The sequence below is a fragment of the Paenibacillus sp. sgz302148 genome (genome assembly GCF_056120465.1).
This window is the reverse complement of sequence record NZ_JBVYOJ010000001.1, coordinates 550,047-576,501: the sequence shown is the minus strand read 5'-3', so window position 1 is coordinate 576,501 and position 26,455 is coordinate 550,047. Positions and strand designations below refer to the sequence as shown.

Annotated in this window: 17 protein-coding genes; 9 read left to right on the top strand and 8 right to left on the bottom strand. The window is 47.1% G+C overall.

What is annotated here, in order from left to right:
- The first annotated feature begins 54 nt into the window (after positions 1-54).
- A complete protein-coding gene (locus tag AC0LWM_RS02670) occupies positions 55-2,217 on the top strand; it encodes a glycosyl hydrolase family 95 catalytic domain-containing protein (RefSeq protein WP_474673347.1) in 2,163 nt (720 codons plus the stop codon).
- Between the two features lie 105 nt (positions 2,218-2,322).
- Here AC0LWM_RS02670 and AC0LWM_RS02665 read toward each other — a convergent pair whose 3' ends face one another.
- From AC0LWM_RS02665 to AC0LWM_RS02635, 7 genes are all read right to left on the bottom strand, one after another.
- A complete protein-coding gene (locus tag AC0LWM_RS02665; protein WP_474673346.1) occupies positions 2,323-4,392 on the bottom strand; it encodes a DUF5054 domain-containing protein in 2,070 nt (689 codons plus the stop codon).
- A 137-nt stretch (positions 4,393-4,529) separates the two neighbouring features.
- Positions 4,530-5,423: a carbohydrate ABC transporter permease gene (locus tag AC0LWM_RS02660; protein ID WP_474673345.1), complete on the bottom strand. Its 894-nt coding sequence runs from the start codon at positions 5,421-5,423 to the stop codon at positions 4,530-4,532.
- A 19-nt stretch (positions 5,424-5,442) separates the two neighbouring features.
- The gene (locus AC0LWM_RS02655) at positions 5,443-6,333 is read right to left on the bottom strand and encodes an ABC transporter permease (RefSeq protein ID WP_474673344.1); all 891 of its coding nucleotides are present in this window, start codon (positions 6,331-6,333) and stop codon (positions 5,443-5,445) included.
- An 85-nt stretch (positions 6,334-6,418) separates the two neighbouring features.
- Positions 6,419-8,089 carry an extracellular solute-binding protein gene (locus tag AC0LWM_RS02650; protein WP_474673343.1) on the bottom strand — a complete coding sequence of 557 codons (1,671 nt, stop codon included), beginning with the start codon at positions 8,087-8,089 and terminating at the stop codon, positions 6,419-6,421.
- Between the two features lie 150 nt (positions 8,090-8,239).
- Entirely contained in the window at positions 8,240-9,970 is a 1,731-nt protein-coding gene (locus AC0LWM_RS02645) for a cache domain-containing sensor histidine kinase (protein WP_474673342.1), read from the bottom strand.
- Positions 9,967-11,343, bottom strand: coding sequence for a response regulator transcription factor (locus AC0LWM_RS02640; protein WP_474673341.1), 1,377 nt, complete (start codon positions 11,341-11,343; stop codon positions 9,967-9,969). Before AC0LWM_RS02640 ends, AC0LWM_RS02645 begins: the two co-directional genes overlap by 4 nt.
- Positions 11,344-11,553: 210 nt before the next feature.
- The gene (locus AC0LWM_RS02635; protein WP_474673340.1) at positions 11,554-13,944 is read right to left on the bottom strand and encodes an AraC family transcriptional regulator; all 2,391 of its coding nucleotides are present in this window, start codon (positions 13,942-13,944) and stop codon (positions 11,554-11,556) included.
- A 160-nt stretch (positions 13,945-14,104) separates the two neighbouring features.
- On the opposite strand from AC0LWM_RS02635, the gene AC0LWM_RS02630 reads away from it, so the two are divergent.
- From AC0LWM_RS02630 to AC0LWM_RS02595, 8 genes are all read left to right on the top strand, one after another.
- Positions 14,105-15,058 carry an ABC transporter permease gene (locus tag AC0LWM_RS02630; protein WP_474673339.1) on the top strand — a complete coding sequence of 318 codons (954 nt, stop codon included), beginning with the start codon at positions 14,105-14,107 and terminating at the stop codon, positions 15,056-15,058.
- A 31-nt stretch (positions 15,059-15,089) separates the two neighbouring features.
- On the top strand, positions 15,090-15,977 hold the full coding sequence (locus tag AC0LWM_RS02625; protein WP_474673338.1) for a carbohydrate ABC transporter permease: 888 nt from the start codon (positions 15,090-15,092) through the stop codon (positions 15,975-15,977).
- A 28-nt stretch (positions 15,978-16,005) separates the two neighbouring features.
- Positions 16,006-17,625 (top strand): ABC transporter substrate-binding protein, encoded by a 1,620-nt coding sequence (locus tag AC0LWM_RS02620; protein WP_474673337.1) that lies wholly within the window; start codon positions 16,006-16,008, stop codon positions 17,623-17,625.
- Between the two features lie 449 nt (positions 17,626-18,074).
- Entirely contained in the window at positions 18,075-21,377 is a 3,303-nt protein-coding gene (locus tag AC0LWM_RS02615) for a putative Ig domain-containing protein (protein ID WP_474673336.1), read from the top strand.
- Entirely contained in the window at positions 21,374-22,069 is a 696-nt protein-coding gene (locus AC0LWM_RS02610; RefSeq protein WP_474673335.1) for a histidine phosphatase family protein, read from the top strand. The genes AC0LWM_RS02615 and AC0LWM_RS02610 overlap by 4 nt, the downstream gene beginning before the upstream one ends.
- 289 nt (positions 22,070-22,358) lie before the next feature.
- A complete protein-coding gene (locus AC0LWM_RS02605; RefSeq protein ID WP_474673334.1) occupies positions 22,359-23,897 on the top strand; it encodes a spore germination protein in 1,539 nt (512 codons plus the stop codon).
- Complete coding sequence (locus AC0LWM_RS02600; protein WP_474673333.1) at positions 23,866-24,963, top strand: GerAB/ArcD/ProY family transporter; 1,098 nt, start codon at positions 23,866-23,868, stop codon at positions 24,961-24,963. Before AC0LWM_RS02605 ends, AC0LWM_RS02600 begins: the two co-directional genes overlap by 32 nt.
- Positions 24,960-26,087, top strand: coding sequence for a Ger(x)C family spore germination protein (locus tag AC0LWM_RS02595; protein ID WP_474673332.1), 1,128 nt, complete (start codon positions 24,960-24,962; stop codon positions 26,085-26,087). The genes AC0LWM_RS02600 and AC0LWM_RS02595 overlap by 4 nt, the downstream gene beginning before the upstream one ends.
- Here the strand turns inward: AC0LWM_RS02595 and AC0LWM_RS02590 are convergent.
- On the bottom strand, positions 26,077-26,292 hold the full coding sequence (locus AC0LWM_RS02590; protein ID WP_474673331.1) for a helix-turn-helix domain-containing protein: 216 nt from the start codon (positions 26,290-26,292) through the stop codon (positions 26,077-26,079). The genes AC0LWM_RS02595 and AC0LWM_RS02590 overlap by 11 nt on opposite strands.
- Positions 26,293-26,455 lie beyond the last annotated feature (163 nt).

Genomic DNA, 26,455 nt, shown 5'->3' with positions numbered 1-26,455 from the left:
TATGGCGAGTTATGTCCGATTTGGAGTAAAGATCCGAAAAACAGGAGGAAAAAGATGGAGAAGTATAAAGGGATTTTTAAGGAACCGCCCCAAAAGGTGCCTTCGGACAAAGTCGTTGACGGTCCGTTAATTGGCAACGGCGATGTTGGCGTTGTCCTTAGCGGGTTGCCTGAACGGCAGCGTTTATGGATATCGAAGGTTGACTTCTGGAAAACGAAGCGGATTTACCCGAACGGAAGTCCATGTTTGCTTGGAGGAATTGACATTCATATTCCCGCGTTGGCGAACGCTTCGTATGATGCCGAGCAGCGGATTCATGAAGCAAATGTCGTGTCGACATTTCGCACAGACTCAATGCTTGTCACGATGACCTCTTGGGTCTCGGCTACAGAGAATGCGGTGATTGTCGAGCTGGTTTGCGAAGGACATACAGCAATTCCGGTAAACTTGGATTTGTGGGTACAGCAGGGGCATGAATCCGAAACGGAACATGGGCAACATGGCGACGTTACTTGGGCTTCGCGGAAATTTGCCGGCGCCGATCTGGACTGGCCGACGGAAGGCGCCGTGGCCATGCGCTGCTTGGGCAGTGGAGGCAATTTATTCGAATTACAGCCTGGCAAGAAGACCTATATCGTTGCTTATGTGTCGACGAATCACGATGAGCAAGACTATTTACAAGAGACGATTGGAAGAGCGGAGCTTATCGACGAGAGTCGTGTAGGCTCGCTTCGTTCCGAGCATGAAAACTGGTGGAGCCAGTTCTGGGCCAAGTCATCGATTGAGATCGGCGACGAGCTATTGGAAAAATTTTGGTACGGCTCCCATTACATCATGGCTTGCTGCAGTCGCAATAAAGCGTTTGCGCCCGGATTGTTCGGCAATTGGATCACGACGGACAGCCCCGCTTGGGCCGGAGATTATCACTTGAATTACAATTATCAAGCCCCATGGTGGGGAGTTTATTCGTCCAATCATATCGAATTAAGCGAGCCGTATGACACGCCCCTGCTTGAATATATGGACAATGGCCGCAGGTATGCCGAACAATATTTGGGGCAAAGCGGGATCTACTACGATGTAGGCATAGGGCCCAAAGGGTTTCCTACCGTCCTGTCCACTACAGACGCAAGCTTAAAGTACGAGCATGGCCATTTGTTCTTAGGGCAGAAAAGTAATGCGGCTCTTAGTGCAGTGAATATGCTGATGCGTTATTACTATTCTTATGATATGCAATACGCCAGTCAGGTGGCATACCCGTTTCTTATTGAGGTCGCCAATTTCTGGGAAAATTATTTGGTGTTCGAAGAAAACCGTTACGTCATCTATCGGGATGCGATTCACGAAGTCCCCACGTGGGCGGAATCACATCCCGATGATGAATGGCTGCAAGAGTTCGAGGACATGAATCCCCTCCTTTCATTAGGCGTTATCCGGACATTGTTCAAAGGGCTGCTCGATATGTCCAAAGAATTGAATCTCGATGCCGAGCGACGTGAGAAGTGGGAACATATTCTCGAGCATATAAGCGACTTTCCAACGTTTGAACGTGACGGAAAAACGATTTTCCGGTTAACGGAGCAAGGAAGAGACTGGTGGAATGATAATACGCTGGCCATTCAGCATATATGGCCGGCAGGAGCGATCGGACTTGATTCAGATCCCAAACTCCTTGAAATTGCAAAAGATACGATCACGGTTATCAATCGCTGGACGGATTATAACGGATTTCCAACGATATTTACAAGCGCGGCGCGGGTTGGATATGATCCCGAAGTCATCTTGCGCGAGCTGCGTCGTCAGTGTCTTGAACATAGCTACCCGAACTTATTTATCTTTTTCGGTGGGGGCGGCATCGAATGCTGCAGCGGCGTACCTTCGGCAATCAATGAGATGCTGCTGCAAAGCCATGAGCATGTCATCCGGTTATTCCCTGTTTGGCCTCGTGAAACGAATGCTCGTTTCACAGACCTGCGAGCCGTTGGGGCCTTTCTTGTTTCGAGTGAGTTTTCGAATGGCAATGTTACCTATATCCATATTAAAAGTGAAAAAGGTAGAATGTGCCGCATCATAAACCCATGGGTCGGCGGAAAAGTAAACATTTTGGAAACGGACGGGGATGGACAGAAGCAAATCGACTGGCAGTTGTCAGGGGACGTCATTACTTTTGCTACGGAAGCAGGCAAGTGTTATTCCTTAAGTTGTCAGGTTGACTGATTCATGATCAGCAGGGGGCAATAATCACACAAAAGGACTGCCGGGGTGATAAATCACTCGGCAGTCCTTTACTCATAATGGGGTTGCTTATCGACAGCGCTTCTTCTACCCGCCGAACGACCTCAACTCCAGTTGAAATCGAAACTTCATATCGTCTTCGAACCACATTCTGAAATTGGTGCCCCATACGTTATTGTGCAGGTTAAAATGGAATCCGCCATCAAGCGCTGCAAACGTATTGTCGAACTGAAGCAGCCTTCCTTCTCCCGGACATACAACCGGCGCATCGAATGTACGGATTGTGCAGCTTCCGTCCGCGCCTTCGTAATGAAGCCCGGTGCCTACGGCATGCATGTTGCGGTTGCCGTCTTTCACGACGGATAGCGGGGAAACGAGCTGCCCTAGCTTATCCATTTGCCACAGGTTCGGGTTATCGACGAGCGGCGCAAAGGAGAACCAGCTAGCTTCCGGCAGCCGGCAAGCCGGTTTGCCGAACCAATGGAGCTCCACGTCAATGAGCGGCGCCCGCTTATGAAAAGCATAAGTAACGATCAGCTTCCGGGGGGCGCCATAGTCGTTGCGTGCCTCTGCGTCCACTGTCAGCTCCATTTGAACGACGTCGTGATCCACTTGCTTCACGAACCGCAACGCGTTTGCCGTAGCCCGGTACTGCATATGCTCCGATCTTGGTTCTGCATATTCCATGCCGGGTTTGCCGAAATCGGCATCCGCCCAGCCATGGGTCGACTTTTGATTGACGACATATTCTTTGAAGAATCGGTCATAATTTTCTTTGCTGAACGTTTCGTATTGATAAGTGCCTAACCGGTGAGTTTCGTTTGCCCATGCCTTTCCATTCAAGTCGGTTAACTTGCGAATCGATCCGTCCGGAGCGAAGCTTACGTGGAACAAGCCCAAGACATAGCTTCCATTCCAATCAAGCAGCAGTGTATCTTGCTCCTTGCCGAAGTTATCTTCCGGAGCCATCCGTTCGAACGCGGCTTTCGCTTCGTTAGCCAATTCCAGAGGCAATGCAGATAAAGCTTGGTCGATATACGCGCGTTGTTCTTGCCAAGAGCTTTCGAAAAAACGAAACGTTCGATCAGGCTTGGCATACTGCAAATAAGCAAATTTATACATAGCTTCTTGAATGTTTTCGTTTTCTCGTGCAGCGGCGAAATCGGAGACGGCGTAGGCGCTATAATCGCCCAAATAAATTTTCTCGTCGAGCCCCCAAGTGTGCTCCGGGATAAGCATCAATCGGTTGCAAAATAAGGAGTATGCGTCACTTTCCGGGTCGAGCGCGCCGGAAGAGACCCATTCGTCCCTCAGCCGCAGCAACTCCCGGTACCGAGCTACTTTCAAAGGATCGGAAGCGACACCATGAATCCAGGAATCGCCGATTTCCTCGCGGATGACCGGCAAACGATCCTTGAGCGCCACAAGCTTCTCCGCAAACGCGTCCAACGTTGATGCGATAATTTCCGCGCCCGGATATTCAAGCTGCAGCCGAACGAACAAATCGCGCACAGCCTCGATGTCGGAGGGACCGTGATTGTCGCCGGTATGGGCAAAATAGAGCACATCTTCCAGCCCTTCGATTTCAAGCGGTTTGCCGTAATCCGAGGCATAATTCACGACGATTTCCGAGCCGTCGGCGGCGCGCCATACGAATACTTCAGGCACATTCGGTTTTGTGGACGCCGGATTGACACCCAAATGCAAATATTGAATGCCGTTTCTCGCCATCATCGGCACGATGCCGATCGTGTGGCCCGGAACGTCCGTCATTTTTGCCGCGATCGTTGTTTTCCCGAACTGCCGGTCAAGCTCCTGCGAAAGGGAAAGGCCGAACTCGAACAGCTTGGCATCCATCAATTCCGTATGCGTCGTAAACGGAAGTCCATGCCAAGCGATCCGCCCTTGCCGTATCGCTTCTTCCATACGGGCGCGCGAATCCGGAGACGACGTGCGCAAAAATTCGTAAATCAGCCAAGAGCCGGTCGTCCATACGAATTTGGCATTTCCTTCTTCCTGGGCAAGACGCTCGGACAAATCCAGCGCTTGCGGGATAAACTGGTTCATATACCGATCAACCACATGCTTCGCCAAATCGGTAAAGCCAATGTCCAGGTGCGTTTTGAATATGACGTGCACTCTTTTGATATTTGTCATGACGGTTTGTCTCCTATCGTTTATGCTCGTGCTTGAGCATCGGTTTTTCGCCCGCTTGTGCTTGATCAATCTGATGGGTTCCTCATATAGATACGCGAAGTGGTCGCATTTTCCTGCTTGGCGATTCGATTATTTCTTTATTCTTTAACCGACCCGAGCACGATGCCGCTGACAAAATAACGCTGCAAAAACGGATAAATCAACAGAATCGGGATCATGGCGACCATCAGTTTTGCGGCATTTAACGTTTTGTTCGAGGCTTTCATCAATTCGATCAACTGCTCTGTCGTCATCTCTTTCATCAAATCCGGCGTTATATTGACTACCAGTTGTTGAATGTAGGTCTGAAGCGGGTAGTTTTGCGGCTTGCTCATATAGATTAATCCGTCGAAAAAAGAATTCCAATGCCCGACGATGCTGAACAGGGTAACCGTGGCCATGGCGGGAACGGAGAGCGGGATATAGATGCGCAAGAGCGAATACCATGGCCCTGCGCCATCCACGACGGCCGCTTCGTCCAATTCTTTCGGCAAGCTGCGGAAAAAATTCATAATCAGAATGACGTTGAAGATCGGCACCGCCCCCGGGAGGACGAGCGACCAGATCGTATTTTGCAACCCAAGCGTTGTTATCGTGATATATAAAGGGATCAAGCCTCCGGAAAACAACATGCAGAAGACGAGAAGCCACATATAAACGTTTCTGCCGGGAAATTGTTTGGGATTGCGAGACAGAGGGTAAGCCATCACGACGGTTAATAAAAAGTTAAGCGCTCCTCCGAGTACAACACGTTTAATAGACACCCCGAATGCCCGAAAAAACTTTTCGTCATCCAGAATAATCTGATAGGATGTCAGGTTGAAACCGACCGGCCATGCCGTCACTTTGCCTGCATTCGCCGCGGCTTGATCGCTGAAGGAGAGAGCAATCGTATACCATAGCGGATAAAGGGAAGTTAGTGCGATGACGGTTAATACGAGCAAGATGGCGCCGTCAGCGAAACGGCTCGATAATGTTTGCGACCTGACCATAGCCGCCCTCCTTTCATGCTTAGAAGATTCGATAGTTGGCGAATTTGTAGGCGAGTCGGTACGATATTGCAATCAGCACGATCGCAACGACCGATTTGAGCAAACCGACGGCAGTGGCGAGGCCGTATTGCATCTGAACTAGACCAAGCCGGTACACATACGTATCGATAATGTCGCCGGACGAATAGACGAGCGGGTTGTACAAATTGAAAATTTGATCGAAGCCTGCGTTCAGCACGTTGCCCAAACTTAATGTCGTGAGCAGGACGATCGTCGGCATAATGCCGGGAATCGTAATGTAGCGGAGCTTCTGCAGCCGGCTTGCGCCGTCCATTTCGGCCGCTTCGTAGAGCGATGGATTGATCCCGGTGAGCGCCGCCAAGTAGACGATCGTGCCGAAGCCGAATTCTTTCCATACGTCGCTCCATACGATGATATGCCGAAACCATGTATTGCTCGCCAGGAACATGACGGGCTCCACCCCGAACAATCCGGCGATCTGATTGACGATGCCGTCCAGCGATAAAATATTGATCATGATGCCGGCTAAAATAACCCATGACATAAAGTGCGGCAAGTAGACGATCGTTTGCACGGTGCGCTTGAACCAGCGAAGCCGAACTTCATGCAGCAGAAGGGCAAAGGTAACCGGGATGATGATGCCGAGGGCAATTTTCATCGAAGCGATCAGAACCGTATTGATCACCACTTGCTTGATGTCCGGAATTTGCAGCATAAATGCAAAGTTGTCCCATCCGGCCCAATTTTGCTTCCAGATTTTTTTGCCCGGAATGACATTTTGGAACGCCATGACGATGCCGAACATCGGAACGATGCTGAATACAAACAACAACAGGATGCCGGGAGACAACATCAGATGATAGTGAAACAACGTTTTTTTGTCCTTCATATTCACGCACCCTCGCAAGAAGTAGAGGAGGCGCAAGGTGTATGACACCTCGGCGCCCCCTTGATCTCGATAAAGCAACTGCCGGTTATTTCTTGGATGCCTCATCCACTTCTTTCGTGATTTCGTCGCCTCCAAGCTTCTTCCATTCCTGAACAAACGAATCGAATTTATCTACGGGTTCTTCGCCGAGAATGATCTTCAGAAACGTTTCGTTTTCCATTTTCTCGAGGATGGCCCACTTCAGTTCCATGGTTTTGGTCTGCCCGAAGAAAACATTGCGGATGACCGTAAGCTTGCTCGGGTCGATTTCAGCCGAACCGTCCATTCGCGCCATCGCGTCCGACCAAGCGGCAAGGTCTTTTTTCGGATTTTCGGCATTTTTCTTCACGTTATCGTACCACATTTTGATTTCATCGCGTTCATTCGATGCATCTTTTGCATCCCATGCTTTTTTTAATTCCAGATGGGATCTATAGGCAGCGTCTTCCGTATCGATTTGCAAAGCGAAAGGCCAGATGGACCAGCCTACATTCAAGTCTTTGTAAATATCTTTGGATTCCGGATCCAGCTTGCGAATGCCTTCATATTCCACATTGAGAACTTTGGCGACCGCTTCCGGATGCGCGTAATCTTTGTTGACAACCAGGAACGAACCCGTCGGATTTTGATCATACGTATTGAATTTTCCGTCCGCATCAAGCGGAGCGGTGTACGGTTTCCATTCGGCCTTCGGGTCGTTCTTGACCGAATCCGGCAGCGGCCAATACGGAATCCACCATGGGCCGAACACAATGCCGACCTTGTTGCCTGCGATCAATTCAGCCGAATCTTTGCGAACCGGAAATTCTTTATCAATGATCCCGGCCGCGTACAATTCATGAAGCTTGGATAATGCCGTTTTCATTTCCGGCAGGGTGGAGCTGTATACCGCATTGCCTGCCTGGTCTTTCAACCATTGGCCTTTATAGGCGTGCAGCGCGCCGAAAATCGGATCGAATCCGTTGACTGTGTTCCAGCCTGCCAATGTCGGAATTCCGGTGAAACCATACGTGTCTTTTTTGTTGTTTCCGTCCGGATCGTTTTCGGTAAATGCTTTGGCCACCGCGATCAGCTCATCGAGTGTTTTTGGCGGCTGCAGCCCCAATTTGTCGAGCCAGTCCTGACGAATCCAGGTGATACTGTGCTGTCCGCCAATTTCCGTGCTTGGGAATGCCATCAGTTTCCCGTCGAATGTCGCTCTTTTCAACACACGGTCGCCGTATGAATCATAATAATTTTTGATTTGCGGGCTTGCATACTTGTCGTACACGTCTGTCAAATCGGCGATCAGGTCAGCCTCGACAAGCTGCTTCAACTGCTTTTCGTTGACGATGAACGCATCAGGCAGGTCTTGGCTTGCGATCGATACGGACAATTTTTGCTGGTAGGCGTCTTGGGTTTCGGTTTGCCATTCATGCGTGACTTTGACGTTCAGCTTTTTCTCGATAAACCTGTAGTATTCGTTGTTGTCGACGGTGTCTCCGTTCGGCAGATTGGTGTTTTTCGTACTGACCGATTTCCCCAAGCTGAGCGTGATCTGCTCGCCATACTTGCCGAAAGGATCATCTTTACCGCCTTCAGGCGCCTTATCCGTGTCGTTCGTTTCCGCTGTCTTGTCTTGGTCTTGACCCGAGCTTTGTCCGGTGTCGCTTTTGCCGCATGCCGTTGCGAGAAGCATGAGCACCACGAGGCATGCTGCAATCAATTTCAGTTTCATTCTGTTTCCCCCTCTTTGGCCAATAATGTAAAATCACTTTGCATCTCGATTGTATCGTGCGGCATGTTCCGGCAGGGAGAGAATCCGGTCATTGACAGGGTGAAAACGATCCGAAGGCACCACCCGGAGAAGTTCAACTGGTGACGGCATTCATACCTGCACCGACCGAATTCCGAATGTCTCGTCTGTTCGCTGGGCTGTCGGAAGCCGGAGCGTCATCGCCGTGCCTTGCCCGATCTGGCTTTCAATCCGGAATCGGCCCTGTTCGCCGTAATGGACGTTGATCATTCTCAGCACATAATTCAGTCCGATGCCAAGTCCGGCTTTACGGGTCCCGTTTTCATGATAGAGCAGCCGCGAAATTTCCTCTTCCGACATGCCGGCTCCGTTGTCTTTCACCTGAATGTTCATATAGCCGTCTTCTGCAGCGATGATGACTTCGATGACCCCGGATTCATCGCCAAGCCCGTGATATAACGCGTTTTCAACAATTGGCTGCAGGATGAAACGCGGCAGGGTTTGATCCAGCAGCGCTTCGTCGATATCGTAACGTACTTCGAATTGGTAGTCGTATCGAATGCGCTGCAAAGCGACATAATCCTTCAGTGCTCCGAGCTCCTCATGCAGTGTGACGATCGCGCCTTCTTTGCCGAGATTGTAATGAAGAACTCGGGTAAAAATCGAGACGAGCCGATCAATTTCGTCCTGCCCGTTCATGCGGGCAATCCATTGAATCGTATTCAACGTATTGTGAATAAAATGCGGATTAATCTGATGAAGCAGCTTTTCCACTTCCAGGTGTGCTTTCATCCGCTCCTTTTGCTCGATTTCGGCGAACAGCTCCGTGATGCTCGAACGCATCCGATCGAACTCATGCAATACGGTGTCAAATTCGCGAATATGAGTCGGGTTGAGCTTGGAATTAAATTTGCTGCCGGACATCAGGCGAATTTCCTTCAGAATGTTGCGGATCGGCCGGTACACCGTTCGCCATACCAACAATGCAAGCGCGATGCTCATCGCGACGCTTGCCAAGCTGAGGCCCCCGTATTTCAATAGCCAGGCGCGAAACTCTTGTTCAAAATCGCTTTTCTTAATCGCAACGACGATACTCCAGCCTTGCTCGCTGCTTTCTTTGAACAAATAGTCGCCGGCGGCATGGACCGATGAAAAATCGGAAAGGTGCGGGAACCGTTTCGGATCGTCGCTGTAGGCGATTTTTCCGTCTTGGTTCAATAGAATGTGCGAGGCGGCCATGCCGTATTGTTTCTTATGGATAATATTTTCAAACAGGAGCAGATTCGTTTCGAGATAAACGTATACCGACTGCGGTTTCATCCCGGGCACATTGATCGGTCTGGCCATGGAAAAAACGGTGTTGTGACTGTAGTTGTAGGCAGTCAGGTGGGGGCCGAAAAACGACGCACCCTTTACTCGGGATAACAGAGGGAGGGGTTCGATCGCAAAATCTTTGCGAATATCCCTGTTCTGAAACCGGATCTCCTTCTGATCGGAGAAATAATAGAGCATGACACCCAAGTATGGATTCGTGAAGTTGACCAAGTTCATGTTTCGCTGGATCTCTGTCGTAAGCTGCATTTGTTCGAATACTCTTTGGGACGAGAGCAGCTTGGACAACGATTGTCCGACGCTTCCTTCCTGCGAAAGCTGCAGGGATGCGTACTCCATGTTGCTAAGCGTATTTTCGAGGTTCATGCGCGTTTGCTCCAGCGTGTTCTGAATGCCGTTTTCGATTTTTTGTTGAAATACATTTTGCAAGGCCAAATAAGAAATCGCTCCCAGCAGAAGGAGCGGAATCAACGTGCTCATCAAGAGGGTGGCGACCAGCCGCGTTTTTAAGGAAGACCAATCGAAGATCATGGGGTGCGTCCGCTCCTCTCGTGCGCTTTCCGGTATTCTGCTGGGCCTGAGCCAACCCGCTCGCGAAATATTTTGCTGAAATATTTATCATCCTTATAGCCTGACAGCTCCGCAATGCGGTAAATCGGATACGTTGTCGTTTCGAGCAAAGCTTTTGCCTTGTCGATCTGCAAAATTTTCATATATTCGCCAAACGTTTTTCCGGTAATCACTTTAAAGCATTCGCTGAAATAACCGCTGCTCATATTGATTTTGGCCGCGATCGCATCGCGATTCATATTCAAATCGTCCAGTTGCCTCATCATATGAAGCGCTTTCATAATGGCGATGACAATTTCACCGAAATAATCGAGCTGCTTCATGAAGTACCGAATCTGGTTTCGCATTTCGCCAACTTTAAGTTTATATTCTCTCCAACTTCCGAAAGAAAGCAGCGTCCCATCGTACAAGTCCAATTCGCCGCCAGGGAACAACTCGCGCCAGATCGGCAACGAATGACGCAGCACATCCGACAAGTACCCGATGCCGGGTTTCGTCCGTTCAATCCATAAGAGCAGTTCGGTCCAGAGTTTCTCGTCATAAAGCCAATGGAATGAGAACCACAATTCGTTCAGCGTCTTACGGTCATTCGAGGCTAGCTTATCCTCCGGTGCCGTTAGCGGCTGCTGCAGATCGTATACGTTCCGATGCTGTTCGAGTTCGTAAAACAGATATTGCCGGATGTCCGATACCGAAAGTTGCTTACGGCCTTCCGCCTTCAGAAGGACGAAATCACTCGTCCGCTCGATGAACTGCCGGATCGCGGATTCGTGTACGGTTGAAGGGAGCGACCATATATTTTCACCTATGGCTGCCGCTTCATGAAAACCTGCATTTTGCAAAATTTCATGAATGCCGCAAGGCGCCGCCGGCTCGCGTCCGGCAATAAACAACATGGGTCTTATATTTGCAACGGGATTGGAAACGATCGTTCCAGCCGCTTGACTCGATCGCTCAAATTCGATTCTTTGGACAATGCGAAGCAGAATATCGTCCATGCTTTCCTTGTCCAGCTGCGTTTTGACGACATAATCGATCGCTCCCGCACGCATCGCCTCTTGGATATATTCAAAATCCTGGTGGCAAGTGAGGACAACAAACTTGGTCATCGGATACTTAACGCGCACGGTCTTCATGAGTTCAAAACCGCTCATCGAGGGCATGGTCAAATCGACGAACAGCAGGTCGACTTGCTGCTGCTCCATGAAATCGAGCGCAGCACGGCCGTTGCCCGCCTCTCCGACAATGCGGATGTCGTATTGATCCCATGGCATCGTGGAAATGAGCCCTTTGCGCACAAGCCTTTCGTCGTCAACGATCAATGCATTCAACATGTTGTCCACCGCCTCGATTTCCGTTTATATAGGAATTGTGGTTGTTATTATACCATAGCAATTCATTTTATTTCGGTGAATAGGAGTGATGTATATAGAAATTAGAGCTATCTTCATTTTTTGGTGATACCTTAGCGGGGGCGACAACTCAAGGCTTATGACGCAAAAAAGAGCCCAATATCCACTGGAATCAGGCTCTTCAGAACGAAGCTAATATTGAACTGTAATATCATGATCACTATCAATGTCCTGCCCTAACTGCAGTCTGTACTCACTGAGAGACATGCCAAAATGCTTTTTAAATCGAGTGTAAAAGTAATTGTTCCTCTCCAGTCCCACCTTGGCGATAATGGATGGTAAAGGTAGTCTCGTGTTGCGCATATAATCGTCCAGCTTTTGCATTCGAAAGTCAAAAATATATTGCGCTATGGACTTCCCATATACTGTTTTGAATACATGGCCGACATAGTTCGGTGATAGCCGTATTTTTTCGGCAATAGAGCTAAGGCATAATTCATGGTTGGAATATTCCTGCTCGATAATTTCGATAATGCGTTGGATCAGATAGTCATTGCTATTGGATGTATTTCTGAGGGCTGCTAGCTTATAACATAGCTTCTGTAGAAACGCATCCATCACGCGATCCATATCTGCGCCCACCTCTGCATTTTGAATCCCGCGTAAAAACTCCTGCAGCGTTAAATCCTGGCTATCCTTTACAGCAGGCACCTTACTTATCACACTGGAGTAGACGCTGTAAATCAAATGAACAATGCAATACAAAATTTCGTCGTACGTGTGTTGATATAGCATTGGGCTGATCGATTGATAGATTGCAGCGGCGGATTCATAATTGCCCTCGAGCACTTTCTCAACCAGCTGTTCCTCTTTCTTGACGGGAACGTGAAAATTATCCGTATTGATTTCATCCATCATGTAAGGAGTAATCATACAGCCATGTCCATAGCGCACTTTCAGCAGAATCGAGCCCTTCATATTGTTATACATGCTGGGCAAATGCTCGAGCCCCTGAAACATCGTGCTGTATGTCATGGATAGAGAAATACGGATATACTTCAGCGTATTGCTTTGCACCTCGCGCAAATAACGCTCTACTTTCTCTTGCAGCACTTTATATTGGGTTATTGCGGAACAATCCATAAGCACTACGAATTTGTCGGAGTCACTGCTGAATATTTCGCATATACCATAGTCCTCTGCCAGTTCAGTTGCAATATTCACAATCGCATAGCGTAGTGCCCATCGCTCTTTCTGGTTGTTCACGGATACAAATTGACTGTAATTATCAATTTTAAAGAGGCACATGCACAACGGACTGGAGGCGATATAATCCAGATTAATGTCATGCAGCTTATCCAGCACTTTGTCCATGGAGTGGGTGATACTCTCGCTTAATAATGCATTGAGAAAATCGTGTTTGGCGGCATAATCTGCTTCATGGATAATTTTATCAAGTTGTTGATTATGCACTTTCATCGATTCGAATACAGACAAAATAAATTGAAATTCTTCCGTTCTCGATACGACGGCGTCGTTTTTTTCACGAGCTTCGCCGTTCAACATTTTCGTAAGCGCTTGAACCGGATCGTTCAGCCTGCGGGCCAAATACAGGCAAATTAATGCACAAATTGCGAATACACCAACGACGATACCCCCAGACACAATGGATGCCTTAATTACATCTTTAAATGTTTCTTTTACAGGAGTAAGTCCCATGATGTACCAGTTGTTTGCATTACTTTTACTGCTTGACACTAGATAGCTGATTCCGCCAACTTCTCGTATCTGATTATTGCTGCTATCGAGCTCCTGTGCTTGCCGGCTTAATGCGCGCGCTTCACTCATATGATGTTCAAGCTCCGGCGTGAGCGTCTTACTTAGAATTGAGCCGTTCGAATCAACGACGAGAAAAGACGATTCCGTTTCTGGGTCATTGCCTTTGATGGCTTGAATAGATTCTGTAAGCGCCTTCGTACGGACATTAACGACAATAGCATTTTTCAAGCCGGTTGAAGTCTCCCCCGGTTCGAATAATATATAGGAGCATGTATTTGCCGATTGCGTTGCTTCATCTACAGATGTCACAATAGGTCGACCACGATATTCAGCTACAAAATTTTTATCGGTTAGCAGCGCTACAATCGCCTGATCTGAAAACCTGGATGCTGATTGGCGTTCGCCGCTCCTTGATGAATAGAACAAATCCGCCCCCGCATTGTAAAGATAAACGCTCTCGATATCTTTTAGTGTCAGAAAGTGCTTATCAACGACCTTGCTTGCCATAATCGCCACGAGCTCATCGTTTTTCTTCATATTAATAAATTGGATGATATCTTTATCGCTGTACAGCGCATTTCCTAATTTTTTTGCAGTCTCATCCAGAGAGGTAATACTATAATTGTAATGCTCGATCAGCTCGTGATTGAAGCGGTTAATCATTGAAATACTCGTACGTAAATAAGTAACGGTCAGGAGAACAGTAAGCAACACCGTGATGAGGATCGTAATAATCAGAAAGGAGAAAAACGACTTGCGCAGAAAGCTCTTACTGCTTTTTTTTATAACCCCCGGTAACTTCATGGTGTCCTCCTTCATGACTTTTTGAAGATTTCATTAGTTTTTAGAGAAGCCTTGTGTAGAAAAACGAAGAGAATGATACCTTTGATTGTTGAGGAAGAAATCCCCTCTACCTACAATAAAGGAAGACATACATTTAATGCAAGGGAAGGGGGGGAACTCAATGAAATTAATTGCAAAATCAATTCCTAACAGAACATTGCGCAGCGCACGCCTTCAATTGCCGTTCTATCTTATGATGGCACCCGGCCTACTATTTATTGCAGTCATGTGTTATATCCCAATGGGTGGTGTCATTGTCGCTTTCAAGGATTACAAAGCTCGCGATGGAATATGGGGAAGCGCATGGATGGATCCGCTGTTCAAAAACTTCGAATTTTTCTTTAAATCCGAAACAGCGAGAACCGTTACGTTCAACACACTTTTCTACAATATAATAGAAATGGTTACCGTTACTCTCTGTGCACTCGTATTGGCCATTCTATTAAGCGAAGTAAAGAATAAATTTATCTCAGCCACTTATAAAGGCTCTATATTACTGCCAGTCTTCCTATCATGGATTGTTATCCAGTATATTGTGTTCGGCATGCTCAGTGTAGACCGAGGCATTGTCAACAACATAATCACATCAAATGGTGGAGAAGCTATTTCTTGGTACAGTGAGCCTTCATATTGGCGCTTTATCCTTCCCTTTGCCTTTCTGTGGAAAAACATCGGCTACTATTCCGTATTGTATGTAGCGGCGATCGCAGGGATTAATACGGATTATTATGAAGCTGCCCAATTGGATGGTGCTTCGAAGTGGCAGCAAATCAAATATATTACATTGCCGCTGCTGAAACCGATTGTTATCGTCCTTACTCTGCTATGGGTAGGCAAGTTGTTCAATGGCGGATTAGGCGACTGGAATGCATTCTATACCCTTCCTAATGATTCAGGAGCACTATATAGTACAACGGATGTTATCGACACCCTTGTATTCCGCTCGCTGAAAAAGCTGAACGACTACGGCATGTCGGCTGCAATTGGTCTATATCAGGCAGTAGTTGGCTTCGTACTTGTCCTGATTTCTAACTATATTATTAAAAAAAGAGACCCCGACAACGCCTTGTTCTAATCGGTCAGCGCAGAGAAAGGAAGGGAGTTCCATGGCAATAAGGAATTTTCATGTTTCAAAAATTGTGATTCATCTCATTTTCATCGTATCCGCTCTAGCCTGCATCGTTCCGCTGCTGCTGGTTGTATCGATATCGTTTACAGGTGAAAAGTCGCTTATGATTGACGGATATCATTTTTGGCCCAAAGTGTTCGATACTGCAGCGTATCAATATGTTTTTAGCGGAGCAGGCTCGATTGCCAATGCATACGGAGTTACCATCTTTGTAACAGCTGTCGGTACGCTGCTGCATCTGTTGGTTACCTCCATGCTGTCGTATTCGTTGACGCGTCCCGAAGTCACATTTCGCAAAGCACTCACTTTATTTGTGTATTTTCCAGTGCTGTTCAATGGCGGACTTGTCCCACAGTACATTTTAATCACGAAATACCTGCATCTTAAGAATACGATCTGGGTACTCATTGTCGTCTACCTTGTATCAGCCATTAATGTGCTGATCATGAAAAACTTTTTCCGAACGATTCCGAATTCCTTGATTGAGTCTGCACGCATGGACGGTTCAGGTGAAATCCGTACGTTTTTCAGTATTGTACTTCCGCTTTCCAAACCGTCACTTGCGACCATAGGTCTATTCACAGCGATTACCTACTGGAATGACTGGATGACCGCCTCATTGTACATCGAAACGCCGAAGCTGCACACCCTGCAATATTTACTGCAATCTCTAATGAATAATATTGGCTATTTACAAGCTAACGCACAAGCTTCTAAATCTATGGAAGCCGCGATCGGCATGCTTCCTAGTGAAGGAGCACGCATGGCTACCTGTGTACTTGCCATCGGCCCGATTATATTGCTATATCCTTTCCTGCAAAAGTATTTCGAAAAAGGGTTGACAATAGGCGCTGTAAAAGAGTAGTTCATTCTAAAACCTTGGAGGGATAACAATGAAAAGATTTTCTATGATCCTGATCAGCATCATGATGCTTTTTACCCTAATACTATCCGGCTGCGGAAAGACAAGCACTGAAGGCAATACGACGGCTCCCCCATCTGATGCTAAAACGGATGATAAAAAAGAAGATAAAACGGATGATAAATCTGATGCTAAAAAAGAAGAACTCGTTACCCTTAACTTCTATATGATGAACAGCCCTGTCAACGAGTCTGACCGCATCATGAAGAAAGCTAACGAAATTATTGGTGAAAAAATCAATGCCAAATTGAATTTGATTTATGTAGACGGCAGTACTTATGCAGATAAAATGAATCTGATGATCAATTCTGGCGACGACTGGGATCTTGCTTTCACTGCATTCTGGGGTGGAATTAATTTCTTCGAAAACGCTGCCAAGGGAGCTTATGCAGACTTAACTGACCTTCTTCCTAAACTTGCGCCACAAACTTATTCCCGAGTCCCTCAAGGTTTATGGGATGGTGTGAAAGTAAACGGTCGTATTTACGCATCTGTCAATTATCAGCAATGGGGCGTTGCGAAGCGCAATGGCTTTATGTTCCGCGAAGATATTGCTAATGAAGTGGGATTTGACTGGAAAGCTGTTAAAGGCAAACCACCAATAGAAGCTCTCAAAATGGTTGGACCATTCCTTGGTGAAGCAAAAGCTAAGCATCCTGATATGATCGGATGGGAAACTAGCTCTAATCACAGCTTCTTTGCCAATGAGCCGCTTTACTGGGATATGGAACCTGTAGGCGATTTGACAACTCCTGGTTGGATCAATCTTAATGATCCAGACAAAGTGATCAACCAGTTTGAAACTCCTGAGTTCGTTCAATACGCAGAAATTATGCGCGACTGGTACAATAAAGGCTATGTTCGCAAAGATGGTGCAACGGTAAAAGATGTGGGTCCAGATCGTAAAGCTGGCAAAATCATCTTTGCGTATGGTTATGGCTGGCCTGATAGCATCGATCTTCCTGGTCAAGTGATGGGCATGTCCATGACAAAGGCCCAAGATGCCCCTGCTGTATCCGTATCGACTACTCGTACACTAATTTCTGCAGGAGCTGGCTCCAATGCAGCGGTTGCTGTCAATTCAGGTTCCAAACATATTGAAAAGGCTGTACAGTTAATTGAGCTTCTTAACACGGACGATGATCTATACAAACTGATCACATTAGGCGAAAAAGACGTTGACTACACATTCGACAAAGATGGCAACTTCACTCCAATTGAAGGAAAATACAATTTCAATTGGAATGACTGGCAAATCGGTCAATCGTACAGCCCAACGTTCAACCGTGCTGAATATAGCAAAAATGAAGCTGGTGAAATGGGCAAAAAAGCGATGTCAATCGTTTATGAAAACGATAAAACAGCAGAAGTTTCGCCATTGTCAGGATTTGTATTTGACCCGACTCCTGTAAAAACGCAAATTGCCAATGTCTCTTCCGTTACGACTGAGATGATTCCGGCGATCAGCTCTGGATCGATTGACCCGACTACAGCCGTACCTAAATTCCTCGATCGTTTGAAAACTGCTGGCGTAGATGACATCATCAAAGAAAAACAAGCCCAATATGATGCTTGGAGAAGCAAAAAGTAATCTCGCATTCCAGATTACGTTCTTGACCGGAAGGCTAAAAGAATCGGTGCGCTCTACTCCCAGTCGTATCTGGATTTAGTCGATATGCCGGAGCCGACGACATTATTGCCGAGAAGCAGAAGCAGAAGCAGATCGACGAGTGGAGAAAAGCTAACTGCAAGTAAGCAGGGGGCGTAAGATTGGCCTGCCGATAACCGAACATTTTCGAAGGATGGCATCCGTGCCATCCTTCCTTATTTCGATGAACGTGCAGCGGGTGCGGTAAATATGGTTTTTTTATTGACGAACCAATAGCATTCAAGTATGTTATATGCGAAGCTAAATCAAGTAGAAATGCTTCTTGAAACGAGTAAATGTACACGCGTTCATGCCCTCCTTGAATTGGATTTGTGTTAAGGGGCCTCGTGTTCATCCGCTTGGATTTAAATCAGTGAAGGGAGTCATTTATCATGAAGCAATCACACGCACAACCGGCGTCGGGGAATGCGCCGTTCATGAACAGCTGGCTGGTGTCCGGTCCTTTTGATAAGGCGGTTGCGGACGAAATGTGCGATAAGGTCGATATTACGCCGAAAGCCGGCAAACTCTTTGCAGAAGGCAAGGTCTGGGAGTATTTTGACGACCGCCTCTGGAACAGAAACTACGATGATTATCAGGATTTGTACGGCTATTATACCGTAAAAAAAGGTGTCGATACCCGCAACAAATTTGTATACGCTCACACCTACATATATAGCTTCTTTGCCCAAATTGTCCAGGTTCGGTTCGGTTCGAGCGGCAAACACCGTTTGTTCGTCAACGATGTTGCGATCACCGAACCGTCAGTGCCTTCCGAAGTGAAGAAGGACATGACAATCGCAAGCGTTCAGTTGAAAGAGGGCTGGAATAAAATCCTTCTGCAGATGGAGCATACCTACACCGAGGACTTGAACGAGAACGGAGTTCCCGTTGCACAGGATGCGGATGTTCATTATTTCGGATTTTACGGCCGCGTCACCGATAGCAGCGGCAATAACTTAGATAATATAACCTATTCCGTTACGGGCGATAACGATGAATTGTCCATTGATACGCGTGAATTAAGCGCCGCCGACACAGTTGCGGATGGGAAACCGGGCAGAGGACTGCCGGCAAATGCGCTTCCGATCGGTTATACGGAATGGCCTTATGTTTGGAATCAATCAAACTATACGACAACGCATGGCGTATCGGCCTCTCCTTTTCGTTTTCTAGCTTGCGGCGGCAAGCCCGGCTACACCTGGAGCATGGATAACGGAGCGCTGCCGAAAGGTTTAAGCTTGAATTCCGACGGAACGATTGATGGGTTCGTCGGCGCCGCGCCGGGCAGTTATTCTTTTACGATTAAAGTTACAGATTCTATTGGAAATACGGCAGCAAAAGCCTTTACGATTGAGGTCAAGGAGCGTCCTAACAAATGGTTTGAAGAAGGACGAGTCTCAGCGCTCAGCCATTGCATTACAATTTACAACTGGTTCGTAGATCCCAATTATTCGGCGGATTTATGGGCGCAGCGCGCTAAGGCGCAGGGTCACTCTCTGGTGTCAGTGGAATCATTGCAGCAAAATTATTATTGGCCGTCCAAATTCGCGGATCCGATGCATATCCGAAATGTATATTTGCCGAAGGACGAAAACGGCAAGGTTCAAGACGGCATAAGGCCTTTTGAGCAAGCGGTCAAACGGTACGGCATGAAATTCGGTCTGTATTACGCAACCGAGGGCGGCGGATTGCAGCATTTTTCTACCGACGTGTTTGTGCAGAATGTAGAGGATCTGATTTTACGTTATGATCCGGCGTATCTTTATTTTGACGGTCCCCAAGCAATGCCGGATGCCAATTATGACGTAATGTTCAGCATGGTCCGCAATTACAGCGACGCAATTCTTATTAATTCCAATGCCTGGACGGATGAATATGGAGACCCTGATCTCCGGACGACGGAAGCAAGCGAAATTTTTGCGGGCGGCGGTGGCTCGAATCTGACCAAGCGAACGATCGCGGAGCCATGGAAATCGATCATTACCATGGATAACTACTCGCCTTATTATGCAAGGCGCGATGATTACAGGCTGGTGGCGAAGGAAATGGTCATGAACGCCGGCAGAGGCTTCGTGGATAACAACGATCAGATGCCCCTGATGGACCGCGGCCCGAACTGGAACAGCCCGGAGGATATTGCGACAAGGTATCCGAAATCGGTACAGCAATTTATCGATGTTCGCGAAGGGCTTGCAGCATGGTTCGCGCCGGATGGCAAGCCGGAAAGGCACGAATCAACCACAGGGACGATGCCTTATTACTTGAGCGGATTCGGATATACGGACGACGGGAAAGGAAATATTCCGGAATTCGAAAGCGGCAAAGGACCTGATTGGGGTTACGCGACGTCCAGAGACAACAATATTTATTTGCATCTGATTGTGGGTCCGGACGGCAAAAAAGGGTATAGTGAGAATTCGCTAACGATCAACCCTGTGACGCATCATGTGGTCAGCGTCTTGTGGTTGAACGAAGACAAGCCGTTAAATTTCACGCAAGCCGGCGATAGCGTAACGATTGACCTGACCGGCGTAGAACGAGATCAGGTGGATACGATCGTGAAGATCGTCACGGACAGTTCTGAACGAAAATATAAGCTCACCCATTTGATTGCGAGCGGAAGCCAAATAACGCCGGACAATCTGCGAGTCAATGTCGAAGGATATATGACTTACCCTGCCTTGAAGGTCCGTTTTGAGCAAGGGGCGGTCACATTCAACAGCGACAATCCAAACGTCGCAACGGTGGATCGGAATGGACTGGTTCAAGCGGCTCACGATGGAACGGCGGCAATTTCTGTTAAGGGCGCTTATGAAGGCGTGGAGAAGTCGGATGTTTTACATGTTTCGGTAAAGGGCAGCAAAGTTTATGTGAAAGATACGATGATCGGCGTTTCTCTGCGAATTGAGGATCGGGAGGTTTACGGGCAATTTTCCAGTTATGACGCATTGCATTATTCGCTTGAGGGACGTTCGTTAAAAGGCGGCGCAATCGGATTAGTAGCGGCAAGTATCACCATGAAATCAGGGATTGTCGATCTGAAAGGCGGAACTATGACGCAACCCGTTGCGATAACGGAGAGCGGCATCTTTACTTTTGCAGGCGGCAAGGCTATTCCTGAACTTGTAACAGAGCTTACTCGAGCGGCGGTTTGGGCCGAGGTTGAATTGGATGGACAAACATTCACGAGCAATCGAGTGTTTATTGATCTTTATCCCTATAGGAATTTGGCAAAAGGCGCCAAAGTAACAGCGAGCGAAAACCAAGGCAGCTATTCGCCGGATAAAGTCATCGACGGCAAATTAATCGAAGGCACTTTCTTTGACAGTTCAAAATGGTCCGTATCCGGCGATCGCCCATCATGGATTGCGTTTGAATTAAACAATCTCGCAGATATCCATAACGTAGAAATCCATTTTAATTCGCTCAATCAGAATTATTGCAACACCCCAAATACGATAGAAATTCAGACAAGCGAAGACGGAGCGGATTGGCATACGATCAGTACCGTTACTCCTCCGTCGGGTGATGCTTACTTCGGTTTTTGCGATATGTACGAGGTTCAGGCGCGATCCAAATTTGTAAGACTGTTCTTCCCGGACGGGGGCAGCTCCGCTGACCTTGACCTGCTTGAAGTGGCAATCAACGGAGTGGAAATGTTACCTACGAAGAAATGGGGGAACATTGAATGAGAATCTTAATCATCCGTCACGCCGATCCTGATTATCCCAACGATACCATTACGGCGGCGGGGCATATGGAAGCGAAGGCACTAGCCCAAAGGCTGAAGAAGGAAGGGATCGACCGTATTTACAGCTCCCCTGTAAATCGCGCGGTCCATACGATGCAGTATACCGCCGAATTGCTCGGCATCGAACCGATTATGGAACCGTGGACACGTGAATTGAGCTTGAATCCCGTTATGTTCGAAGGCAGCAAAATCGCGGCCTGGAATATTCCCGGCGAAACCGTGAGGGCCAATCAGCCTTACCCCGGCCATGGAACATGGAGGGAATCCGCCCCATATCGCGATTACGTGCAGGATTACGATAAGCTCATAGTGGATTCCGACGTATTTTTAAAGCGGCATGGATATGTAAGAGAAGATGGCAGGTACCGCATCGTGTCGCCTAACCGCGAAACCATCGCGGTATTTTGCCATCACGGATTTGGGGTCACCTGGCTGGCCCATTTGCTCGAGATCCCTTTACCGCTCGTCTGGAGCGGATTTTGGCTCCCGCCAAGCTCCGTTACCACGATTTTGTTCGAGGAGAGGAGTCGGGATTGGGCGGTCCCCCGCTGTATTGGTCTGGGAAGCATAAGCCATCTGCATGAGGCGGGGTTGCAATTTTCGACAGTCGGACTTTTGGCCAATGATGCTTGAATATGATAAGAATAATAAAGATTTGCCGATGAAACGGCAGATCTTTTTTTTGTTACCATAATAGAATTTATAAGTTTTCCGCAGATAACGCAGTGTTCTAAATTCTATTTGGCAAGAAAAGCTTCATCTTACGCAGGGTCATTCATCGTGGAGTAGGCTTCGAATAGAAGTTTTTCTTATTTTGCATCTCATCGAGAATACGAACCGACGTTTGCAAGGTCCTCGTAGGAATAGCGCGCAAAGAAATGGTTAAATTAATTAAAATTGGATTTAATTTAGGTGGATTAATATGATGGATATTCTAAAAAAATTGTTTTCGAACTACCGGACGGAAAAAAAACCGCCCATAAGAATAAATGTTTATCATTCATTACAAAAAAATAAAGAATATATTGAAAACCAACTGCTTCATGCAAGTGATCTGAAATGGCGAAGCATGAAGTTCAATCAATCGGAGGGTCTTATTGTTTTTCTAGAGTCGCTATCGGATCAACAGCGAATTCAACAAGAGATCATCCAGCCTATGGAAGGAAGAAGAGTAGGAAATGTGGAGGAAGTCATTACTTCCGTGATGATAACGAAAAATACGGATTTGGGCGATGCGATCTATGCATTAATTCAAGGGAATTGCTTATTGTTATTCGAAGGCAGAGCAGAAGTTATTATTGCCGATGTTGCCGCGGTTTATAAACGGAGTATCACGGAGCCGGTGAACGAAGGGGTTGTTCGCGGCGCCCATGACGGGTTTATCGAGCACCTCATGACAAATCTTTATTTGGTTCGGAAGCGCATCGAGAATCCGAATATGGCCGTTCGTTATTACCAGATCGGAAAGGCGACCCATACAAAGCTGGCTCTTCTCTATATGCAGGATCTGGCGAATCCGGATCTGATTCAGGAAGTGGATCGCAGAATCGGTTCCATTGCGATAGACACCACGATCTCACCCGGATTTATTGCCGAATTGATTGAAGATAACCCATACTCTATATTCCCCCAAATCTTGCTTACCGAAAGACCCGATCGGGCGGCAGCGCATCTCATGGAAGGACGTGTCGTTATTTTATCGGACGGAAACCCGTCTGCGCTCATATTGCCGGTAACTTTTTTCGCCTTTTACCAAAGCCCGGACGATTATCACGGGAGGTGGATTGTCGGATCGTTCGTTCGGTTGATTCGCTTGGTAAGCTTTATTATCGCGTCGCTCATTCCTGCTTTATATATTGCGGTCATCGGTTTCCACCCTGAAATTCTTCCGGAAAACTTAATTTTTTCGGTAAAGAGCAGTATAGACAGGGTTCCGTTTCCGCCTATTGTAGAGGCCCTTCTTATGCAGCTTACCTTGGAAGTGCTGCGTGAAGCAGGGGTTCGTTTGCCAAACCGGGTAGGTCAAACGATCGGCATTGTCGGCGGTTTGGTCATCGGCGAATCGGTCGTGAGAGCCGGATTGATTTCATATCCGATGGTTATCGTCGTCGCCTTAACGGCAATTTCTTCTTTTGTCGCACCGTCTAACGAAATAAGTACGGCAACCCGAATTCTGGGCTTCCCGCTCATGATCCTAGCATCCATGTTCGGTTTGATCGGGATTACGTTCGGCATGCTCTTCATATTAATTCACTTATGCAAATTAGAGTGTTTTGGCACACCCTATTTTGCGCCTGTCATGCCTCTTCGAATGAAAGATTTGAAGGATGCATTATTGCGTTTTCCGATTTGGAGTTTGAATCAACGCCCCCACGATCCGCATCCGAAAAGAATGGTTCAAGATAAAAGTTCAAGAGGGTGGGAACAGGATGATCCCGGAAAAGGTCCCGGAGAAGAGTAGAATTACGCAAGGCCAACTCATGTTTTTTGTTATACAGTCCCAAGTAGGGGTTGGAATTTTAGCGCTTCCTCATAAAATGCAAGCAAGCGCCAAGGGGGGAGGGTGGATTTCCGTCTTAATTGCCGGAGTGGCCGTGCAAGCCGTTATTTTGATCCTATGGGCTCTTTGCAAACGATACCCTTCCGATACGATATACGGATTCTTGCCGAAGATAACCGGGAATTTTCTCGGGAACCTGCTTGGCTTCGGTTATATTTGTTATTTTTTGTTTACTGCAGGAACGATTGTAGCGAAATTTGCCGATGTCGTGGGGAAGTGGGTGCTGATAGAAACGCCTAGATGGGCGTTATTGCTTCTCACCCTTCTCACCTGTACGTATCTGGTTAAAGAAAACCTGCGAGTGATTGCCAGATTGTTCGTCATCTCTTCGTTAACGATCATTGTGATGATCGTGTTATCCTTGAGCGGTTATGTCAATGCGAACTTCAGTTATATTTTTCCGATTACGGAAGCGGGATGGGGGGAAATCTTCAAAACCGCGAATAAGGCATTGTTTCCTTTAGTCGGGTATGAAGTACTATTGGTGATTTATCCTTTTGTAGAAGGGAAAAGCGGGGGGAAATTAAAAGCGGCATCTTTAGGGAATATGGTGATTACGCTTTTTTACGCATTTGAGGTATTTTCCAGTTTAATCATTTTCAGTCCGGCGGTCATGCCCGCGGTTTCCGAACCTCTCCTCAACATGCTGAAAGGTTTTTCTTTTCAGATTATTCAAAGAATCGACTTGATCTTTTTGTCGTTATGGGTCTTCATCGTTACCAATGCATTGGTGTCTTGGTTCTACATGGCAACGGTTGGACTCGGCCGTTTCTTTCACCGGGACGAACATAAAAAGGCCGTCCCCTATGTGGTACTGATCCTCTTTATTTTGGGTATGATTGCACAAGCCCCGTCGATTTCCGACCTCTTCGATCGAATCATTGAGATTGGCCATTATGCATTCGTGGTTGGACTTCCTTTGATCCTGCTCTGTATCACGTACTTTGTTAGAAGAAAGAGGATATGATGAAAAGGACCTGTTTATTATGTGCGGTTATGCTCATCCTCCAATTCCTGACCGGATGTTGGGATCAAGATCTGTTAAGGAATGCTCGTTTGCTTTATGCGGGAGGGTATGATGTTGCGCCGAACGGCAAGCTTCGATCTACCTTTGTCATCCAGGACATGCCGTCAGGCGAGCAAACGGATCCGAGGAACGATATTGTATCTACAGTCGGCAATACGCCGAGGGAAACCCGCGATAAAGCGGACGATCGGATCTCGCGGCATCTTCGCGCCTATAAAAATAAAATTATTCTTATTGGAGAAAAACTGGCAAAAAAAGATATTTATCCGATCCTGGATGTTTTTTACCGTGATCCGAAGAGTGCCTTAAATGCCAGGATCGGCGTGGCGAAAGGTACGGCGGTCGATATGCTTTCCCTAAAAAAAGTCGGGAATGTCCTGATTGCAGAAGAAATTGACGAATTAATCAAGAGCAAAGAAGAAACGACTACGGTCCCCAAGGTAACGCTTGAAACGATTTACCCGATTATGGTGGATCCCGGGGAAGATTTTGTTCTCCCTTACCTTGAGCAACAAGAGGGGCGGGTGAACGTCTCCCGTATTGCCATGTTTCATAACCATCAATTCACAGGCGTACTGAGTCCTGATGAATCAACGATGTATTTATTATTGAAAGGCAGCAAGGAGAAAGTGGCGAGATTCACCAGAAAAATAAATGCCGCCCGGAAAGGCCAGCCCAAAGGTTATGACTATTTGACCTTTGATGTAGATAAATCCAAGCGGAAAATGAAAGTACTCGTTCAATCAGGCGATCAGATAGAGGTCAAGCTCGATTTAAAATGGAAAGTGAGCATCGTTGAATACCCGAAGGATCGCTTGGAAGAGAAAAAAGTAGTTGCGCAGTTGAACCAGTCTCTTTCTAAAGAGATGAACATGCTGGCAAAAAATACGCTTAAAAAAATGCAAAAAGCCCGATGCGACGGTTTCGGAATCGGCAGACAACTCATGGCGTTCCATCCTGAGGCTTGGAAGAAACAGAAGGAAAACTGGGGCGCCAACTATCAAAAAGTGCAGTTTTCCGCTGTTGTTCAGGTTGAAATCACGAAGACCGGGATTATATACTAGTTATTTTGCGGTAATCGTTCGGCGTGATGCCGTTGTTTTTCTTGAATATCCAGTAAAAATACGAGCTGTTCGTGAACTCGGTTTTTTCGGCGATTTCGGAAACGGTATATTCGGAGCCGCGAAGCAGCTCCTTCAAGCGGGCCTGGAAAAAATCCAGGACGAATACAAGAAACAGTGACTTCAATATTTGGACGATATCGGTCAATAATTGAACAAGTTCATCGCTCTTGGTTTGCTTTCCGGCAGACTGAGGGCGATGTTTTTTTCACGAGCATAAGTTTTCAGCGCTATGTTGTATGATAAGGTAAAATAAGGATGATGGAAAGGACACCAGGGACGATTGCAGAAGGTTCGCAAACTCATTCGAG

Coding starts and splice junctions, on each gene's coding strand:
- AC0LWM_RS02645 (WP_474673342.1), bottom strand. CDS start 9,970: ATGATCTTCGATTGGTCTTCCTTAAAAACGCGGCTGGTCGCCACCCTC.
- AC0LWM_RS02640 (WP_474673341.1), bottom strand. CDS start 11,343: ATGTTGAATGCATTGATCGTTGACGACGAAAGGCTTGTGCGCAAAGGG.
- AC0LWM_RS02670 (WP_474673347.1), top strand. CDS start 55: ATGGAGAAGTATAAAGGGATTTTTAAGGAACCGCCCCAAAAGGTGCCT.
- AC0LWM_RS02650 (WP_474673343.1), bottom strand. CDS start 8,089: ATGAAACTGAAATTGATTGCAGCATGCCTCGTGGTGCTCATGCTTCTC.
- AC0LWM_RS02635 (WP_474673340.1), bottom strand. CDS start 13,944: ATGAAGTTACCGGGGGTTATAAAAAAAAGCAGTAAGAGCTTTCTGCGC.
- AC0LWM_RS02615 (WP_474673336.1), top strand. CDS start 18,075: ATGAAGCAATCACACGCACAACCGGCGTCGGGGAATGCGCCGTTCATG.
- AC0LWM_RS02610 (WP_474673335.1), top strand. CDS start 21,374: ATGAGAATCTTAATCATCCGTCACGCCGATCCTGATTATCCCAACGAT.
- AC0LWM_RS02620 (WP_474673337.1), top strand. CDS start 16,006: ATGAAAAGATTTTCTATGATCCTGATCAGCATCATGATGCTTTTTACC.
- AC0LWM_RS02625 (WP_474673338.1), top strand. CDS start 15,090: ATGGCAATAAGGAATTTTCATGTTTCAAAAATTGTGATTCATCTCATT.
- AC0LWM_RS02595 (WP_474673332.1), top strand. CDS start 24,960: ATGATGAAAAGGACCTGTTTATTATGTGCGGTTATGCTCATCCTCCAA.
- AC0LWM_RS02605 (WP_474673334.1), top strand. CDS start 22,359: ATGATGGATATTCTAAAAAAATTGTTTTCGAACTACCGGACGGAAAAA.
- AC0LWM_RS02660 (WP_474673345.1), bottom strand. CDS start 5,423: ATGGTCAGGTCGCAAACATTATCGAGCCGTTTCGCTGACGGCGCCATC.
- AC0LWM_RS02655 (WP_474673344.1), bottom strand. CDS start 6,333: ATGAAGGACAAAAAAACGTTGTTTCACTATCATCTGATGTTGTCTCCC.
- AC0LWM_RS02630 (WP_474673339.1), top strand. CDS start 14,105: ATGAAATTAATTGCAAAATCAATTCCTAACAGAACATTGCGCAGCGCA.
- AC0LWM_RS02600 (WP_474673333.1), top strand. CDS start 23,866: ATGATCCCGGAAAAGGTCCCGGAGAAGAGTAGAATTACGCAAGGCCAA.
- AC0LWM_RS02665 (WP_474673346.1), bottom strand. CDS start 4,392: ATGACAAATATCAAAAGAGTGCACGTCATATTCAAAACGCACCTGGAC.